Below are 16,422 nucleotides of genomic sequence, written 5' to 3'. Positions count from 1 at the left end.
GTCAGGCCGTGGCGACGCGGTACGTGTTGCGCTCGGCCTTGGCTTCGTAGAGCGCCTTGTCGGCCGCCGACAGCAGTTGCTCAGGCAGAGCCACCCCGTCTGCATGGAAGGCGATGCCGATGCTGGTGCTCACGCGCAGCTCGTGCCCGGCCACATGGAAGGGCAGCTCGATGGCGGCGAGGATCTTGCGCGCCACCACCCTCGGCTCGGCCTCGGCGTGCAGGCCTTCGAGGATGACGACGAACTCATCGCCCGCCAGGCGCGCCACCGTGTCGGTCTCGCGCACGCAGGCCGAAAGCCGCGCGGCAAACGCCGTCAGCACCTCGTCGCCGGCCGCGTGGCCGTGCGTGTCGTTGATGCTCTTGAACCTGTCGACGTCGAGAAACAGCAGCGCCATCGGCTGGCGGTGGCGGCGGCTGCGCGCCAGGGCTTCGGCCAGCTTCTCGTTGAAGCTCAGGCGGTTGGGCAGGTGGGTGAGCGTGTCGGTGCGCGCCATCAACATCAGCTGCTCCTCGGCCGCCTTCATCGCCGAGACGTCGATCGACAGCACGTAGAAGCCTTCCACGGTGCCTTCGACCGACACGTCGGGGAGGTAGATGGAGTGCAGGTGCCGCACCATGCCGAGGCGGTTCAGCGTGGTGTCGAAGTCGCAGCGTTCGCCGGCCAGCACGCGGCGGATGACTTCCGTGCGCTGGTCGTAGATCTCGTCGCCGAGGGCTTCGCGCATGTGCTGGCCGACCACCACCTGCGGGTCCACGCCCAGCCAGCGGCCGTAGGTCGCGTTACAGAACTGGAAGCGCTGGTCGCGGTCGACGTAGCTGATGAGGGCCGGGGTGTTGTCGGCGATCGTGCGCAGGCGCCGCTCGGCGGCCTTGAGCGCGGTCTGGTTGTACGACAGCACGTAGAAGCCTTGCACCCGCCCGTCGGGCCCGATGTCGGGCACGAAGTGGCTCTCGAAATCGACCTTGCGGCCGTTGATCTCCACATGCCCGTTGAAGCTCGCGCGCCGGCCGGCGAGGGCCTGCTCGATGTGCGGGCGGTGTTCGTCGTAGCGGGCCCCGAGCGCGCTGCGCAGCGTGACCTCGTGCAGGCGGTCGGCGGTCAGGTGGTGCGTGCGCAGGGCGCTCGCGTTGGCGAACTGGCAGTGCTCGTCGGCCCCGAAGTAGGCGATGAGCGCGGGCAGGTTGTCGGCGATGTCGCGCAGGCGCTGCTCGCTCGCGGCGAGGGCCGCGGTGCGCTCGGCCACGCGCTCCTGCAGAGAATCGTTGATCTGTTGCAGCTGCGCGGCGTCATCGGCCTGGCGTTCGGCGTAGGCGCGCAGCGCATGGCCCAGCACCTCGGCTTCGCGGTAGAGCGGGCTGCGCGAGGGCTGCAGCGGCCGGCCGGCTTCCAGGGCGGCGGTGAGCTCGATCAGCGGCACCGAGAAGCGGCGGGCGAGCCACCAGACGAGCGGCGCCAGGAGCAGGCACAGGCCGAGCGCGGCCCACGCGATGCGCCGCTCGAGGTCGCGAAAGCTCGCCAGCGCGACCGATTCGGGCTGGCGCAGCAGCACCTTCCAGCCGAGGCCGGGGTAGCGGCCTGCGCCGCGGGTCTTCGATTCGGCGAGCAGGTGCCCGGCCGGCGCATCGAGCTTCTGGCCCTGCAGCGCGGCGGGGCCGAGCAGCACGGTGCCGTCGGCCGCCAGCACCAGCGCTTCGGCCTGGTGGCGCTCGACCACCTGGTCGACCAGCTCGCGCTTGATCTGGCCCGCCCAGGCCCAGCTGAGGTGGGTGCCGAGCACGCCCTGCAGCTCGCCCTGTGCGTTGAAGATCGGCACCGCGATGTCGACGAAGCGCCAGGGTTCCGGCTGCTTGGGTAGCAGCTTCTCGAGCAGCACGGCAGCATGCACGTCGCCGACGAAGCTCGCCTGCATCGCGCCCTTGAACCACGGGCGCGCCGACACGTTGACCCCTTCGAGCAGTGCGTCGGCCGAGGCCACCACCTTGCCTTGCGCATCGGTCAACCCGATCCAGGTGAACTGCGGGAAGCTCGAACGCAGGCCTTCGAGCACGCGCCGCACTTGCCCAAGGTCGCGCTGCCGGGCGACCTGGTCGAGCCGCGCGATCACGTGCACTTCCTCGTAGTGCTGCGCCATGCCGCGGTCGAGTGCGTCGCGCAGCGCATCCGCGTTGATCTGCAGGTAGCGCTGAGCCTGTTCGCGCGCCTCGTCGCGCGTGAAGCGGTCGATGAGCACCGCGCAGGTGAGCACGGCCGCCACCAGGGCCGCCATGACGCACACGAAGAGCCAGCCGGCCAGCGCGGGGCGAGACGAGACCAGCGGTCGGGCGGCGCCCATCGGCGAACTCTCCGGGTGCGCCGCGGCGCGGCTCAGTTCGAGCCCTTGATCATCCGCCCGGCCGAGGCCTGCACCGGGCGGGCGTTCATCGGGTAGAGGCGCGAGAAGATGTCGATCTGGTTGGGGGCGATGGAGACCGGGTTCTTCATCACCATCCACAGCACGCCTTCGCTGCACGGCGGCGTGGTGAGCGAGCCCATGTACGTGAAGTAGCCGCGGTCAGCGGGCAGCAGCTCGTTCAGGTCGAGGGTCGAGCGGGCGGCCAGCTCCTCACCCTTTTCGAGCGGCAGGTTGTTCCACACCTGTTGCACCACCGGCTGCGCGCTGCCACGGTCGAGCAGCACGGCCACGACGGCGAGCTTGCCTTCGAGGTCCTTGTGCACCAGGTGCACCACCATGTCGAACTGGCGGCCGTTGATGCGCTCTTCCGACGGGCGGTGGAAGTGGAACTGCTGCAACTCGTAGCGCCGGCCCATCACCTCGATGCTGTTGCCCGGCGACAGGTTGACCTGCACCGTGTGGCCGTTGTCGATCACACGGAAGTTGGTGGCCTTGTAGTCGAACTGCACCGGGTCGAGCTGCACCGAGATCTGGTCGCGGATGTCGATCGGGCTCTGGCGCTTGCCGCTGCTGCACAGCGCGTACTCCGACTTCATCGCGCCCCAGTGCTCGGGCCCGCCCTCACCGTGGTACGACCAGTGTTCGGCCTTCTTCTTGGGCGCCGCCGCGGGCTTGGCGGGAGCCGCCGCTGCACGGCGCGGCTCGGTCCAATGGATGCCGGGCTCCGGCGCACCGCCGGGCGACACCGCCGTGGCGGTGGCTGCGGCCGGAGTGGCCGGCACGGGCGAGCGCGCCACCACGCGCAGCACGCCGGGCTCGGGCTTCTCGCTGGCACGCTCGGCGGCCTCGCGGGCCCCGAGCTTGCGGGCCAGGCGCTCGCGCAGCGCATCGATGGTGTCGTTGTCTTCCTCGGCGGTCGGCTTGGCCAGCGGTTTCTTGGCGGCCTTGCCGTCGGCATCGGCCGTGCTGTCGCGCATCAGCGCGGGGCGGCCGGGTGAGGTGCGGATGACCGGGTCAGCGGCCAGGGCGGGCAGCGCCCAGGCCAGCAAGCCCAGGGCACACAAGGTGGCTGCAAGGGTGCGAGGCGGGGTGTGCATGACGGTGTTTTCTCCAGCGCAGGGCCCTGACGCAGGGCATCTGCTCCGGATATCGGCCTGCGGCCACGCTGCTTGAGCGTCGAGGGGCGCGGATGTGCGCCCTGTGCATCAGGTCACACGCGGTTTGACCCAGATCCACGCCACGATGCCAATGCTCATCATCAGGAGCGAGGCCACGGCCAGGCCGAGCGTGGAATGCATCACGAGTGGCGCGATCACGCCGGCCACGATGCCGTTGGCCACGCTGCCCACGCAAGCCTGGAAGCTCGAGGCCATGCCGCGCCGCTCGGGCACGAGGTCTAGCACGAGCAGCGTCACCACCGGCACCATCAGCGCCCAGCCGAAGGCGAACACCGCGATGGGGAACAGGGCCCACGACACATGCGGTGTGAACACGAGGTTGAGCGCGAGGTTGAGCAGCGACACCGCCAGCATGATCACGAAGCCGTGGCGGATCTGGTGCTGCGGCTTCACCCGCCCGGCGAGCCGGCCCGAGACGAACGCGCCGCCCATGATCCCGGCGATGGTGAGCAGGAAGAACCAGAAGAACTGCTCGGGCCGGAGCGCCAGGTGCTCGCCGAGGAAGACGGGCGCCGACAACACATAGAGGAACATGCCGTTGAACGGGATGCCGCTCGCAAGTGCAAGCGCGAGGAAGCGCGGATTGGAGCCGAGCGTCCAGTAGCCGCGCATCAGGTTGCGCAGGTTGAAGGGCTGTTTCTGCTCGGCGTGCAGCGTCTCGGGCAGGAGCTTGTAGTTGGCGATCCACAGCGCCACGCCGATCGCGGTGAGGAACCAGAAGATCGCGTGCCAGTTGATGTGCACGAAGAGGAAGCCGCCCACCATCGGCGCGATGGCCGGGGCGATGCCGAAGTAGATGGTGACCTGCGACATCACGCGCTGCGCATCGGCAGGAGGGAACATGTCGCGGATCACCGCCCGCGAGACCACGATCCCCGCGCCGGCCGACATGCCCTGCACCGCGCGCCAGAAGACGAGCGAGCCGATGTGGTCGGCGAGCGCGCAGCCGGCCGAGGCGATCGTGAACACCGCGATGCCCCACAGCACCACCGGGCGGCGGCCGAGGCTGTCGGACAGCGACCCGTGGAAGAGGTTCATCAGCGCAAAGCCGAAGAGGTAGGCCGAGAGCGTCTGCTGCATCTCGACCGGCGTGGCGCCCACCGACTGCGCGATGCCGGTGAAGGCCGGCAGGTAGGTGTCGATGGAGAAGGGCCCGAGCATCCCCAGGCAGGCGAGCAGAAAAGCCAGCGCCCAGCGAGGGGCGCGCCAGAGGGTATGGGCGTCGGGGTTCATGGGAGCGAGGCAGTGTAGCGACGGGGGTTTGCCCTCTTTTTCCGCGGACTAAGGGCACGCGCTCGCTGCTGCAATGCAGGCATCGTGAATGTTCGAATGCCCCGACACCGTCCTGCCAGCCTGCGGCGCATCGTGCCGGTGCTGGCGCTGCTCGGCTTCGTGGCGGGGGCCTTGCTCGTTCACGGGCCGCGCCTGCCTATGCCAACGCCAGGCAAGCCGAAGGCCACCTCGGCCACGCGCGCCACCTCGGCCGGCGAGCCGCGCAAGCAGCGCGCCCGCCCCGAGCGCCCGGCAGCGCCGAACATGAAAAGTGTGAAGCGAGCCGATAGGCCGGATTCTGTGAACCTGGTTGCCCAGGCCTGACCGCCATTCCTCTGGGCCATGCATCGCTGCATGGCTCGATGCCACCTACCCGCCAGCTCCGCGGAGCCACATCAACGCTGGCCTATTTGGTGTTGCTGCGCGTAGAGATTGCCCGTTTCACCCGAACTGAATCGGCTCGTCTCTGTTGCTCTGATCCTCACCTCACGGTGGACAGCCGTTAGCTGCTACGCCGCCCTGTGCAGTCCGGACCTTCCTCCAGTGCGCCCTTTCGGGACATGCACCAGCGGCGGTCTGGCTCGCTTCACGGGCGGCATTATCCGTGCCGCGGGATTTCACTGCGCCGATGTGGCAACTCGCTACAAGACGCACCCCCGGGCAGCGCACTATGGTCGGCAGCCGACGTACTGGGAAGGGGCGTCGGCACCCCGAAAGGCATGCCCATGGGCGCTTCCACGCCACACCACTGCGACACCACTCCCCACATCGCGTCCGACGACGGGTTGCTCGACAACTCCTACGTGCTGGGCCACCACGGTTTCATCTACACGAGCGCAAGCCTCGCAACGACGATGACGCTGCGCCACCCGGCGGTGCTGCTGCTGAGCGTGGACGGTCGCCCGTTCAAGACCGCGCTGCCCGACGGGCGGGTGTTGTCGGCCTCCGCGCTCATGGTGCCACCGCGCGTGGAGCGCAGCCTCGACGCGACCGACGTGCCCATCGTCAGCCTGAACATCATGCCGGCGCATGCGTCGTACCACGTGTTCCGCGCCATGCAGCAAGGCGGTGTGCGCGAGCTCGACCGGCACCTCTTCAACACGCTCAACGACGAGCTCGACGCGCTGCTGCATGGGCGGGCTTCGATCATCGAAGCGGAACTGACCTTCTCGCGCGCCGTGGCTGAAGTGCAGCGGGTGCTGCCCCCGGCCCCGGCGCCCGACCCACGTGCGCTGCCGCTCATCCGCATGCTGGACGCGCATCCCGAGCTGAGCCTCGACGCGCTCGCGCGCAAGCTCGGCTACTCGCACCAGGTGATGTCGCGGCTCTTCTCGTCGGCGGTGGGCATGTCGATGCGCGACTACCAGAACTGGCTCAAGCAGCGCCGGGTGTACGACGTGCTCTACACCCGCCGCTCGATCACGCAGGTGGCTTATCTCGCGGGTTTTGCCGATTCACCGCAGTTCACGCGCACCTTCCAGCGCTGGTACGGGCAGACGCCGTCGAACGCGCGCGACCCCAAGCATGTGCGGGTGTTCGTCCACGGTGGCAGCAACCAGCCGCCGGGCGCCCCTCAGGACGCCGGCTGAGACGGCTGGGGAATCAGCGACTGCTGCTCCGGCGGCAGCCTGGCGCGGAGCTCGTCGAGCCGCTGCTTCTTCTGCTCGAGCGTGAGCGACGGGTCCTGGTCGACGAACATCGCCTCCATCGACACCCGCGCGTGCATGTCGGCCGCGCCGAAGAGCGCCTGCGCGGTGGCGGTATCGAAATGGCGGTGCTTGATGGCCTCCATCTGGTCAAAGAAGGCGTTCATCTCCTGGAGGTTGCGCGGCACGCCGAGCGGCTCCATCTGCTGGCGCACGTCGGCCGTGTAGTCGCGGTACGAGCCGAAGAGCTTGAGCGCACGCTCGGCGTCTTCACGCGGCAGGCCCTCGCGCAGCGTGCGCTCCAGGCGCTGCAGGTCAGCGGCGGAGGGATGCTCGGGCATGGAGTTGAGCACCGCCTCGATCACGGCGCGGGTGTCGCGGTCGATCACCAAGCCACCGGCAAAGCCGAGCTCGAAGAGGCGTGCGGCGTCGAGGGTCGCGCCCGAGGCGTCGGCCACCATCACCGACGACGAGGCGGCGGCTGCGGACGCGCCGGACGGCTCGTTGGCCGGGCCGCGCGGGGTTCCGACGGCTTGGGGGGCGGTGGCGGCCAGAGGGGCGGCATCAGACGGCTCGGGCGCCCACATGCGATAGCCCACGGCCACTGCCATGAAAGCGGCCGCCAACACAAGAAAGACGGGAAGGGGCTTGAAGCGCGGCATGGGCTTGGGTGCACGGTCATCCAGAACAGGCCATCAGCATAACCAGCCGCCATGCCCGGGCAAAGCCCGGAATGCCGCGCCGGGCATGGCCCGCCGAGGGGCGCCAGCCCGAGACGCGCGCGTACCACAAAAGTGGCGCGTGCGATTGATGGTTCTTGTAGCTCGCATGTTCGGATGAAAAAAGACAGGTGTGCACCCAAGATGCGATGGCCCCCAAGGCTCGAACACACAACCAGGAGACAACATGAACTTCCACCGCGCTTCCCGCCTGTTGCAGGCCGCCGCCCTCGGCGGGCTGATGGCCGTGTCGGCCGCCGCCACCGCCCAGACCAACCCCTACGCCCGCGGCCCGAACCCGACGGCTTCGTCGCTGGAGGCCAGCTCCGGCCCCTTCACCGTGCGCTCCTTCACCGTGAGCCGCCCGAGCGGCTACGGCGCCGGCACCGTGTACTACCCCACCAACGCCGGCGGTACCGTGGGCGCCATCGCCGTGGTGCCCGGCTACACCGCACGCCAGTCGAGCATCAACTGGTGGGGCCCGCGCCTGGCCTCGCACGGCTTCGTGGTGATCACCATCGACACCAACTCCACGCTCGACCAGCCGTCCAGCCGCTCCTCGCAGCAGATGGCCGCACTGCGCCAGGTCGCCACGCTCAACGGCACCAGCAGCAGCCCGATCTACGGCAAGGTCGACACCGCGCGCATGGGTGTCATGGGCTGGTCGATGGGCGGTGGCGGCTCGCTGATCTCGGCGGCCAACAACCCCTCGCTCAAGGCGGCGGCGCCGCAGGCCCCGTGGAACAGCTCGACCAACTTCTCGTCGGTCACCGTGCCCACGCTGATCTTCGCCTGCGAGAACGACAGCATCGCCCCGGTGAACTCGCACGCCCTGCCGTTCTACAACAGCATGTCGCGCAACGCGAAGCAGTTCCTCGAGATCAACGGCGGCTCGCACTCCTGCGCCAACAGCGGCAACAGCAACCAGGCGCTGATCGGCAAGAAGGGCGTGGCCTGGATGAAGCGCTTCATGGACAACGACACGCGCTACTCCACCTTCGCCTGCCAGAACCCGAACAGCACCCGCGTGTCGGACTTCCGCACCGCGAACTGCAGCTGAGTTCCACCCTTTCCAATCAGGCGTGATGCCTTTGATGGCCGCGGCTCGCAAGAGCCGCGGTCTTTTTGCCATTCAGCCGGGCCACTGCCCGCGGCGGTCAGGCGAGCTTCCAGGCGAGGCTCTCTCCGCCGCGCAGGGGCTTGAGTTCGGCGTCGCCGAAAGGCAGCGCTTCGGGCAGCGTCCACGCTTCCTTCTTGAGCGTGACGGTGCCGCTGTTGCGCGGCAGGCCGTAGAAGGCGGGGCCGTGGAAGCTCGCGAAGGCTTCAAGCTTGTCGAGCGCATTGGCCGCCTCGAAGGCTTCGGCGTACAGCTCGAGCGCCGAGAGCGCGGTGTAGCAGCCGGCGCAGCCGGTCGCATGCTCCTTCAGGTGCGCCGGGTGCGGCGCGCTGTCGGTGCCGAGGAAGAAACGGTCGCTGCCCGACGTGGCGGCGGCCACCAGGGCGCGGCGGTGCTCTTCGCGCTTCAACACCGGGAGACAGTAGTAGTGCGGACGCACGCCCCCCAGGAAGATCGCGTTGCGGTTGTAGAGCAGGTGGTGCGCGGTGATGGTGGCCGCGGTGTACGGGCCGGCTTCGGGCACGTATTGCGCGGCTTCGCGCGTGGTGATGTGCTCGAACACGATCTTGAGTTCGGGGAAGTCGCGGCGCAACGGAATGAGTTGCGTGTCGATGAAGACCTTCTCGCGGTCGAAGAGGTCGATGTCGGGGCTGGTGACCTCGCCGTGCACGAGGAGCTTCAGACCCTCGCGCTGCATCGCTTCGAGCGTGGCGTAGGTCTTGCGGAGGTCGGTCACGCCCGCATCGCTGTTGGTGGTGGCCCCGGCCGGGTAGAGCTTCAAGGCGACGACACCGGCCTCCTTCGCGCGACGGATCTCGTCGGGCGGCAGGTTGTCGGTGAGGTAGAGCGTCATCAGCGGCTCGAAGGTCAGACCCTGCTCTTTCAGCGATGCGGGAACGGCAGCCAGGATGCGCTCGCGGTAGGCCACGGCCTGCGCGGCAGTGGTCACCGGCGGCTTGAGGTTGGGCATGATGATCGCGCGGCCGAACTGGCGGGCGGTGTCGGGCACGACTGCGTTGAGGGCTGCGCCGTCACGCACGTGGAGGTGCCAATCGTCGGGGCGGGTGAAGGTGAGAGTCGTGGGGGTGGAGGTCATGTGCCCGATTTTCGCAGGCGCCCACGCCCATGAGCCTGACCCCCATGAAGACGACCACGCTGGCACCCGCCCTGAGCTACCTGCTCGGCCACCACGGCTTCATCTACGCCACCCGCCACTTCGCGAGCGGCATGACGGTGCGCCCCCCGGCCGTGCTGCTGCTGAGCGCCGACGACAAGCCCTTCACGCTGACATTGAAAAACGGCCACAGCGTGACGACGAGCGCCGCCATCGTGGCCCCACGCGTGGAGCGCCGGCTCGATGCGCGGGAGGCCGCGCTGCTGAGCTTCAACGTGATGCCCTCGCACGAGTCCTTCCACGTCTTCGGCACCTTGCAGCGCGCGCAGGTGCTGGCGCTCGACCGGCACGCCTTCGCGCCGCTCGATGCAAGCCTGTGCGCCCTGATGGACGGCAGCGCCGACCTGTCGGTGGCCGAGTCGGTGTTCGAGGCTGCCACGCAGGAGGCGATGCGCCAGCTGCCACCCACGGCCCCGCCCGACACGATGGCGCTCACCTGCATCCGCGAACTCGAGGCCGACCCGGGGATCAGCCTGGAAGCGCTCGCGCGGCGCTGCGGGCGCTCGCAGCAGATGATGTCGCGCCAGTTCTCGGCGGCGGTCGGCATCTCGCTGCGCGACTACCAGACCTGGCTCAAGCAGCGCAACGTGCTCGACCTGCTGCCCACCGGGCGCTCGCTGACCGAAGTGGCGCACGCAGCCGGCTTCGGCGATTCGCCTCAGTTCTCGCGCACCTTCCTGCGCTGGTACGGGCTCAGTCCGTCGAACAGCCGCAACGCGAAGTACATGCGCGTCGTGACGCGCCACCGCTACGACGCGGGCAAGGACGCCGCGGGGTCCACCGGCTCCGGTGCCACGTAAGGCGGGATCAGCTCGCGGCGCTCGGCCGGCAGCTTGGCGCGCAGCGCTTCGATCGCCTGCGTCTTCTGCTCGGGCGTGAGGGTCACGTCCTGCTGGATGAAGCCGGCTTCCATCGTGAGGCGGGCGTAGCGCTCGTCGGCGCCGAAGAGCGCGTTGGCGGTCGACTCGTCGAAGTAGCGGCGCTTCATCGCGTCCATGCGGTCGTAGAGCTGGCGCGCCTCGTCCTGGTTCTTCGGGATGCCCATCGGCAGCATTTCGCGCTGCACGTCGCGGCTGTACGAGCGGTAGTTGGAGATGAGCTTGTAGGCCTTCTCGGCTTCCTCGTAGGGCAGGCCGGCGCGCAGCGCACGCTGCAGGCGGTCCATGTCGTGGGCCGAGGGCTCGAGAGGCATGGTGTTGATGAGGGCCTCGATCGAGGCGCGCGTGTCGCGGTCGAGCAGCAGCCCGCCGCCAAACCCCAGCTCGAAGAGGCGTGCGGCGTCGAGCGTCAGGCCACTCGCGTCGGACAGGCTCACCTGGGCCGACGGCCCGCTGCCCACCGCGCCGGGCGCCATGCGGCCGGCGGCACCGGACTGAGGCGGCCCGCCGGCCACATTGCCCGGGGCAGGGTCAGCCGGAATGGAGCGGCCCCACAAGCAAGCCGCACCCACCAAGGCAGCCCCGGACAGAAGCAATATTGCACGCATGGTGATTTTTTGAGCTGAAAACGCTGTCGGCGAGTAAAGCACACCACCCTTCGCCAGCCGCTAGCGCAGACCCGAAGGCTCGGGCAAACCCCAGGAAAACCGTCGCAACACGTTGAAACAGAAGGACTATCTCGAAATTCACCGCGGAAGAAATGCTTAGCACAAAACCGCCCGTCAAGCTTGAGTCGAGTGGTATCAGGAAAGCGAGAACGGCCTTGATTGCACGCCGGTTCAATAATCAGTTCGCCAGCGAGCAGGCCATTTGACCCAGAGCTTGTGTCCGCCGGCATCACCCCGAAAACCTCTGGAGACAAAATGAAGATTCAGCAGTTCCTCAAGGCGGCCGTGCTTGTTGGCGCCGGCCTGATCACCGCCAGCGCCTCGGCCGTGCAGATCGGCCCGAACCCGACCAAGTCGTCGCTCGAAGCCAACCGCGGCCCGTTCAACGTGAGTCAGTTCAATGTGAGCCGCCCGAGCGGCTACGGCGCGGGCACCGTGTACTACCCCACCAACGCCGGTGCGAAGGTCGGTGCGATCGCCATCGTGCCGGGCTTCCTCTCGTACCAGAGCAGCATCAACTGGTGGGGCCCCCGCCTGGCCTCGCACGGTTTCGTGGTCATCACCATCGACACCTACACCACCGGCGACCAGCCTGACAGCCGCTCGCGCCAGCAGCTGGCCGCGCTCGACCAGGTGGTGGCCCTGGGCAACACCAGCAGCAGCCCGATCTACGGCAAGGTCGACGGCACCCGCACCGGCGTCATGGGTTGGTCGATGGGTGGTGGCGGCTCGCTGATCTCGGCTAAGAACCGTCCCTCGATCAAGGCTGCGGCCCCGCAAGCCCCGTGGAACACCTCGACCAACTTCTCGTCGGTGACCGTGCCCACGCTGATCTTCGGCTGCCAGAGCGACATCGTCGCCCCGGTGATCTCGCACGCCATCCCGTTCTACAACAGCATGACGCGCAACCCGAAGCAGTACCTGGAGAAGACCCTGGGTGACCACTTCTGCTTCAACAACGCCAACGACACCGTCGGCCTGAAGGGCGTGGCCTGGATGAAGCGCTTCGTCGACGGCGACACCCGCTACACCTCGTTCGCCTGCTCGAACCCGAACGCCCTCGGCTTCTCGGACTTCCGCACCGCACGCTGCTCGTGATGCGTCAGCGCCCGACGCAAGTCGGCGCTGAAACGAAGAAGCCCCGGCATGCCGGGGCTTCTTTTTTTGCGTGCCCGCAGTTCAGTGCTGGAGGATCTTCGAGAGGAAGTCCTTCGCGCGCGGGGAGCGGGCTTCCGGATGGCCGAAGAAATCATCCTTCGGGCAGTCTTCGACGATCTTGCCGGCGTCCATGAAGATCACCCGGTGGCTCACCTTCTTGGCGAAGCCCATCTCGTGCGTCACGCACATCATGGTCATGCCTTCGTGGGCCAGCTGCACCATCACGTCGAGCACTTCGCCGACCATCTCGGGGTCGAGCGCGGAGGTGGGTTCGTCGAAGAGCATCACGATCGGGTCCATGCTCAAGGCGCGGGCGATGGCCACGCGCTGCTGCTGGCCTCCGGAGAGCTGGCCGGGGAACTTGTCCTTGTGCGCCATCAGGCCCACGCGGTCGAGCATCTTGAGGCCACGCGTCTTGGCTTCGTCGCTGCTGCGCCCCAGGACCTTGATCTGCGCCAGCGTGAGGTTCTCGGTCACGCTCAGGTGCGGGAAGAGCTCGAAGTGCTGGAACACCATGCCCACGCGCGAGCGCAGCTTGGGCAGGTTGGTCTTGGGGTCGGCGATGGAGATGCCGTCGACCACGATGTCGCCCTTCTGGAAGGGCTCCAGTGCGTTCACCGTCTTGATGAGCGTCGACTTGCCCGAGCCGGACGGGCCGCACACCACGACCACCTCGCCCTTCTGGATGCTGGTGGTGCAGTCGGTCAGCACCTGGAAGCTGCCGTACCACTTGCTCACGTTCTTGATGTCGATCATGGTGATTCCTAGCGAATGATCTGGATCTTCTTTTGCAGGCGACGCACGAGCATCGACAGACTGAAGCAGATGACGAAATACACGACGGCAGCGACGAGGTAGGTCTCCACCGGCCGGTTGAAGTTCTTGCCTGCCACCTCGAAACCCTTGAGCAGGTCGTAGGCGCCTATCGCGTAGACGAGCGAGGTGTCCTGGAACAGGATGATCGTCTGCGTGAGCAGCACCGGCAGCATGTTGCGGAAGGCCTGCGGCAGCACGATGAGCTGCATGGTCTGGCGGTAGGTCATGCCCACCGCGTAACCCGCATGCACCTGGCCGCGCGGCACGCTCTGGATGCCGGCCCGCATGATCTCGGAGTAGTAGGCCGCCTCGAACACCGTGAAGGTGATGATGGCCGACAGCTCCGCACCCATCGGCCGGCCGATCAGCATGGGGATCAGCAGGAAGAACCACAGGATCACCATCACGAGCGGGATGGAGCGCAGCGTGTTGACGTAGAACGCCGCCGGCACCTCCAGCCACTTCTTGCCCGACAGGCGCATCAGGGCGAGCAGGGTGCCGAGGACGATGCCGCCGACCATCGCGACCAGCGTGAGCTGGATCGAATAGATGAAGCCCTTGGCGACGAAGCTGGAGATGACGCTCCAGTTGAGGAAGCTGAAATCGAGTGCGCTGATCATCGGCCGGCTCCCAGCGTGCCGGGAATCTGCACCTTGTGCTCGATGAACAAGGCGATCCGGTTGATGACGAAGGCGGACACGAAATACAGACCCGTCACCGCGAGGTACACCTCGACGCCGCGCGAGGTTTCTTCCTGCGCCTGCATCGCAAACATCGTCAGCTCGGCCACGCTCACCGCGAAGGCGACGGCCGAGTTCTTGATGATGTTCATGCTCTCGCTCGTGAGCGGCGGGATGACGATACGAAACGCCATCGGCAGCAGCACGTAGCGGTAGGTCTGCGGCAGCGTGAGGCCCATCGCCAGGCCCGCGTAGCGCTGGCCCTTGGGCAGCGCCTGGATGCCCGCCTTCACCTGCTCGGAGACCCGCGCCGAGGTGAAGAAACCCAGCGCAAACACCACGAGGATGAAGCTCGGCACGTTGCGAAGCGACAGGAAGATGCCCGGGATCACGTGGTACCAGAGGAACACCTGAACCAGGAGCGGGATGTTGCGGAAGAGCTCCGTCCACGCCTCGCCGAAGAACGCGAGCCCCTTGTGCGGCACCGTGCGCAGGATGCCGACCAGCGAGCCCACCACCAACGCCACCACCAGGGCCAGCACCGCCACCGAGAGCGTCCACCCCCAGGCGGACATCATCCACTCGAGGTACGTCCGCCCTCCTCCGTCATCGCGCAGGAAGATCTGCCAGTCCCATGTCTGCCCCACGGCGCGCTCCTCTTGTCATGTGCCGGGCCCTTGCGACCTCGTGGGTGCAAGGAAAAAGCGCGGCCGGATTCCCGTGCCGCGCTCCGAATGTAAGCAAGCCGTGCGCCATCGGGCGCTAGGGCTTGTCTCGATGCGCTTACTTCTTGGCGAAGTCTTCCATCGGGCGGTCGTTGGGGTTGGCCCAGGCGTCCTTCGTGGCTTGCGACAGGGGCAGGCCCACCTTCGTGTTGCTCGGCGGGATGGGCTGCATGAACCACTTGTCGTAGAGCTTGGCCAGCTCGCCACTCTTGATCATGCCCTTGATGCTGTCGTCGACGGCCTTCTTGAATGCCGGGTCGTCCTTGCGCAGCATGCAGGCGATCGGCTCGATCGACAGCACTTCGCCGACGATCTTGAAGTCGGCCGGGTTCTTGGCCTTGCTGATGTTGCCGGCGAGGATCTGGCCGTCCATCACGAACGCGTCGGCGCGGCCCGATTCGAGCAGCAGGAAGCTGTCGGCGTGGTCCTTGCCGAAGACTTCCTTGAAGTCGACGTTGTTGGCGCGCTCGTGCTTGCGCAGCGTCTGCACCGAGGTCGTGCCGGTGGTGGTGGCGACCGTCTTGCCCGTCAAGTCCTTGATGGAGTTGATGCCCGAGTTCGCCTTGACGGCGATGCGAACCTCTTCCATGTAGGTGGTGACGGCGAACGACACGTCCTTCTGGCGGGTGGCGTTGTTGGTGGTGGAGCCGCACTCCAGATCCACCGTGCCGTTCTGGACCAGCGGCACGCGGTTCTGCGAGGTGACGACCTGGAACTTCACGTCGAGCTTGGGCAGGCCGAGCTGCTTTTGAAGGTCAGCGGCGATGCGCTGCGACATCTCGGTGTGGAAACCCACGTACTTGCCATCGCCCAGCGTGTAAGCCAGGGCGCCGGAAGATTCGCGTGCGCCCAGGGTGATGGAGCCGCTGTCCTTGATCTTCTTCAGCGTGTCGGCATGCGCCACACCAACGGCAAGCACGGCAACCAGGGCGAGCAGGGTCTTCTTCATGGAAACTCCTTCGGGTTAGGAATCAAGCGGGGCGGCGGGTTGGCCGGAAAAAGCATTCTAGGGACGGCCGCCTGAGTGGAACCACGTAGAAGCCCGCAACTTGAATGCCCGCCCTCAAGGCCCCGACGCACCGCCATCGCGCAGGAAATCCCACAAGGCCTGCGCCTGCGGCTTGGTGTGCCGCGCCATTTCGGGCCGCTCGCGGTAGAGGCGCACCTCCATCGACAGCTCGCACGCGCCCGGCGCCGAGGCGCGCGCCAGGCGGTTGTTGCGAATTTCCTTCTCCACCGAGCTGTTGGGCAGGAAGGCCAAGCCATGGCCTTCGAGCGCCATCGCCTTCAGACCCTCGGCCATGTCGGTCTCGTAGATCGGGTCGAGCACCAGCGGCACCGGCGAGAGCTTGATCACCTGCTCCACAAGCCGCCCGAGGTAAGCGCCCGAGGCGTAGCTCAGGAACGGCACCTTCTCGCCCGGCTTGGCCGGCAGGCGGAACATCGGCTGGCCGCTGGCGTCGGCGCGCGCATAGGGTGCGAGCGTCTCCTGGCCGATGCTGAGCATCTCGTAGCGGTCGGGGTTGAGCTGCAGCGGCTGGCTCGGGTGGTGGTAGGCGATCAGCAGGTCGCAGCTGCCTTCGGTGAGCAGCATCACCGCGTCGTGCACGTTGAGCGCCATCAGCCGGCTCTTCAAGGCGCCGAAGCGGCGGCGCAGGTCCATCACCCAGTGCGGGAAGAAGGTCACGGCCAGCGAGTGCGGCACGGCGAACTCGATCATGTCCTGCCCGGCCACCTGGTGGCTGTGCATCATGTTGCGGGTGGTCTGCAGGGCCCCCAGGATCTCGAGCGCCTGCGAGCGGAAGGTCTCGCCGGCCGGCGTGAGGCGCGTGGGGTACGACGAACGGTCGACGAGGTCGATGCCCGCCCAGGCTTCGAGCGCCTGGATGCGGCGCGAGAACGCCGGCTGCGTGACGTGCCGCAGCTGCGCCGAGCGCGAGAAGCTGTGCGTCTCGGCCAGGCTCACGAAGTCTTCAAGCCACTTGGTTTCCATCGC

General features: G+C 67.4%; 15 protein-coding genes and 1 other RNA gene. 4 read left to right on the top strand and 12 right to left on the bottom strand.

Going from position 1 to position 16,422, the window contains the following annotated elements; all coding sequences use genetic code 11:
• Window position 1: 1 nt before the first annotated feature.
• The 4 genes from RXV79_RS04620 to rnpB all read right to left on the bottom strand — a co-directional run bounded on the left by RXV79_RS04620 (window position 2) and on the right by rnpB (window position 5,433).
• Window positions 2-2,335 (bottom strand): sensor domain-containing diguanylate cyclase, encoded by a 2,334-nt coding sequence (locus tag RXV79_RS04620; protein ID WP_316702300.1) that lies wholly within the window; start codon window positions 2,333-2,335, stop codon window positions 2-4.
• 32 nt (window positions 2,336-2,367) lie between these two features.
• Complete coding sequence (locus RXV79_RS04615) at window positions 2,368-3,492, bottom strand: carbonic anhydrase (protein ID WP_316702299.1); 1,125 nt, start codon at window positions 3,490-3,492, stop codon at window positions 2,368-2,370.
• 108 nt (window positions 3,493-3,600) lie between these two features.
• The gene (locus tag RXV79_RS04610; RefSeq protein ID WP_316702298.1) at window positions 3,601-4,806 is read right to left on the bottom strand and encodes a multidrug effflux MFS transporter; all 1,206 of its coding nucleotides are present in this window, start codon (window positions 4,804-4,806) and stop codon (window positions 3,601-3,603) included.
• Window positions 4,807-5,116: 310 nt separating this feature from the next.
• An RNA gene (gene rnpB / locus RXV79_RS04605) (RNase P RNA component class A) lies at window positions 5,117-5,433 on the bottom strand.
• Window positions 5,434-5,570: 137 nt separating this feature from the next.
• On the opposite strand from rnpB, the gene RXV79_RS04600 reads away from it, so the two are divergent.
• A complete protein-coding gene (locus RXV79_RS04600) occupies window positions 5,571-6,434 on the top strand; it encodes a helix-turn-helix transcriptional regulator (protein ID WP_316702297.1) in 864 nt (287 codons plus the stop codon).
• Here RXV79_RS04600 and RXV79_RS04595 read toward each other — a convergent pair.
• Entirely contained in the window at window positions 6,419-7,102 is a 684-nt protein-coding gene (locus RXV79_RS04595; RefSeq protein WP_316702296.1) for a lipase secretion chaperone, read from the bottom strand. The genes RXV79_RS04600 and RXV79_RS04595 overlap by 16 nt on opposite strands.
• Window positions 7,103-7,397: 295 nt before the next feature.
• Here RXV79_RS04595 and RXV79_RS04590 point away from each other — a divergent pair, with 295 nt between their 5' ends.
• Window positions 7,398-8,270: a poly(ethylene terephthalate) hydrolase gene (locus RXV79_RS04590; protein WP_316702295.1), complete on the top strand. Its 873-nt coding sequence runs from the start codon at window positions 7,398-7,400 to the stop codon at window positions 8,268-8,270.
• Between the two features lie 97 nt (window positions 8,271-8,367).
• Here the strand turns inward: RXV79_RS04590 and pyrC are convergent, their stop codons facing one another.
• Window positions 8,368-9,423 (bottom strand): dihydroorotase, encoded by a 1,056-nt coding sequence (gene pyrC / locus RXV79_RS04585; protein WP_316702294.1) that lies wholly within the window; start codon window positions 9,421-9,423, stop codon window positions 8,368-8,370.
• A gap of 29 nt (window positions 9,424-9,452) precedes the next feature.
• Between pyrC and RXV79_RS04580 the strand changes: the two genes are divergently transcribed.
• Complete coding sequence (locus RXV79_RS04580) at window positions 9,453-10,301, top strand: helix-turn-helix domain-containing protein (RefSeq protein WP_316702293.1); 849 nt, start codon at window positions 9,453-9,455, stop codon at window positions 10,299-10,301.
• Here the strand turns inward: RXV79_RS04580 and RXV79_RS04575 are convergent.
• The gene (locus RXV79_RS04575; RefSeq protein ID WP_316702292.1) at window positions 10,250-10,987 is read right to left on the bottom strand and encodes a lipase secretion chaperone; all 738 of its coding nucleotides are present in this window, start codon (window positions 10,985-10,987) and stop codon (window positions 10,250-10,252) included. The genes RXV79_RS04580 and RXV79_RS04575 overlap by 52 nt on opposite strands.
• A gap of 315 nt (window positions 10,988-11,302) precedes the next feature.
• Between RXV79_RS04575 and RXV79_RS04570 the strand changes: the two genes are divergently transcribed.
• Window positions 11,303-12,145: a poly(ethylene terephthalate) hydrolase family protein gene (locus RXV79_RS04570; RefSeq protein WP_316702291.1), complete on the top strand. Its 843-nt coding sequence runs from the start codon at window positions 11,303-11,305 to the stop codon at window positions 12,143-12,145.
• Window positions 12,146-12,226: 81 nt separating this feature from the next.
• On the opposite strand, the gene RXV79_RS04565 is transcribed toward RXV79_RS04570, so the two are convergent.
• The 5 genes from RXV79_RS04565 to RXV79_RS04545 form a co-directional block, all read right to left on the bottom strand.
• On the bottom strand, window positions 12,227-12,961 hold the full coding sequence (locus RXV79_RS04565; protein ID WP_316702290.1) for an amino acid ABC transporter ATP-binding protein: 735 nt from the start codon (window positions 12,959-12,961) through the stop codon (window positions 12,227-12,229).
• An 8-nt stretch (window positions 12,962-12,969) separates the two neighbouring features.
• Window positions 12,970-13,641: an amino acid ABC transporter permease gene (locus RXV79_RS04560; RefSeq protein ID WP_316702289.1), complete on the bottom strand. Its 672-nt coding sequence runs from the start codon at window positions 13,639-13,641 to the stop codon at window positions 12,970-12,972.
• Window positions 13,638-14,348, bottom strand: coding sequence for an amino acid ABC transporter permease (locus RXV79_RS04555; protein WP_316702288.1), 711 nt, complete (start codon window positions 14,346-14,348; stop codon window positions 13,638-13,640). Before RXV79_RS04555 ends, RXV79_RS04560 begins: the two co-directional genes overlap by 4 nt.
• A 136-nt stretch (window positions 14,349-14,484) precedes the next feature.
• Window positions 14,485-15,375: an amino acid ABC transporter substrate-binding protein gene (locus RXV79_RS04550; protein ID WP_316702287.1), complete on the bottom strand. Its 891-nt coding sequence runs from the start codon at window positions 15,373-15,375 to the stop codon at window positions 14,485-14,487.
• Between the two features lie 114 nt (window positions 15,376-15,489).
• Entirely contained in the window at window positions 15,490-16,419 is a 930-nt protein-coding gene (locus tag RXV79_RS04545) for a LysR substrate-binding domain-containing protein (RefSeq protein ID WP_316702286.1), read from the bottom strand.
• Between the last annotated feature and the right edge of the window lie 3 nt (window positions 16,420-16,422).

This window comes from Piscinibacter gummiphilus (genome assembly GCF_032681285.1).
In the GTDB taxonomy this organism is placed as follows: Bacteria; Pseudomonadota; Gammaproteobacteria; order Burkholderiales; family Burkholderiaceae_C; genus Rhizobacter; species Rhizobacter gummiphilus_A.
Note: the sequence above shows the minus strand (reverse complement) of the source record. Positions and strands in the feature narration are given on the sequence as shown.

What these genes read in the sequence shown, in the direction of transcription:
- RXV79_RS04590 (WP_316702295.1), top strand. Translation starts at nt 7,398, where the DNA reads ATGAACTTCCACCGCGCTTCCCGCCTGTTGCAGGCCGCCGCCCTCGGC.
- RXV79_RS04610 (WP_316702298.1), bottom strand. Translation starts at nt 4,806, where the DNA reads ATGAACCCCGACGCCCATACCCTCTGGCGCGCCCCTCGCTGGGCGCTG.
- RXV79_RS04615 (WP_316702299.1), bottom strand. Translation starts at nt 3,492, where the DNA reads ATGCACACCCCGCCTCGCACCCTTGCAGCCACCTTGTGTGCCCTGGGC.
- RXV79_RS04570 (WP_316702291.1), top strand. Translation starts at nt 11,303, where the DNA reads ATGAAGATTCAGCAGTTCCTCAAGGCGGCCGTGCTTGTTGGCGCCGGC.
- RXV79_RS04550 (WP_316702287.1), bottom strand. Translation starts at nt 15,375, where the DNA reads ATGAAGAAGACCCTGCTCGCCCTGGTTGCCGTGCTTGCCGTTGGTGTG.
- RXV79_RS04600 (WP_316702297.1), top strand. Translation starts at nt 5,571, where the DNA reads ATGGGCGCTTCCACGCCACACCACTGCGACACCACTCCCCACATCGCG.
- RXV79_RS04620 (WP_316702300.1), bottom strand. Translation starts at nt 2,335, where the DNA reads ATGGGCGCCGCCCGACCGCTGGTCTCGTCTCGCCCCGCGCTGGCCGGC.
- RXV79_RS04580 (WP_316702293.1), top strand. Translation starts at nt 9,453, where the DNA reads ATGAGCCTGACCCCCATGAAGACGACCACGCTGGCACCCGCCCTGAGC.
- RXV79_RS04560 (WP_316702289.1), bottom strand. Translation starts at nt 13,641, where the DNA reads ATGATCAGCGCACTCGATTTCAGCTTCCTCAACTGGAGCGTCATCTCC.
- pyrC (WP_316702294.1), bottom strand. Translation starts at nt 9,423, where the DNA reads ATGACCTCCACCCCCACGACTCTCACCTTCACCCGCCCCGACGATTGG.
- RXV79_RS04565 (WP_316702290.1), bottom strand. Translation starts at nt 12,961, where the DNA reads ATGATCGACATCAAGAACGTGAGCAAGTGGTACGGCAGCTTCCAGGTG.
- RXV79_RS04595 (WP_316702296.1), bottom strand. Translation starts at nt 7,102, where the DNA reads ATGGCAGTGGCCGTGGGCTATCGCATGTGGGCGCCCGAGCCGTCTGAT.
- RXV79_RS04575 (WP_316702292.1), bottom strand. Translation starts at nt 10,987, where the DNA reads ATGCGTGCAATATTGCTTCTGTCCGGGGCTGCCTTGGTGGGTGCGGCT.
- RXV79_RS04545 (WP_316702286.1), bottom strand. Translation starts at nt 16,419, where the DNA reads ATGGAAACCAAGTGGCTTGAAGACTTCGTGAGCCTGGCCGAGACGCAC.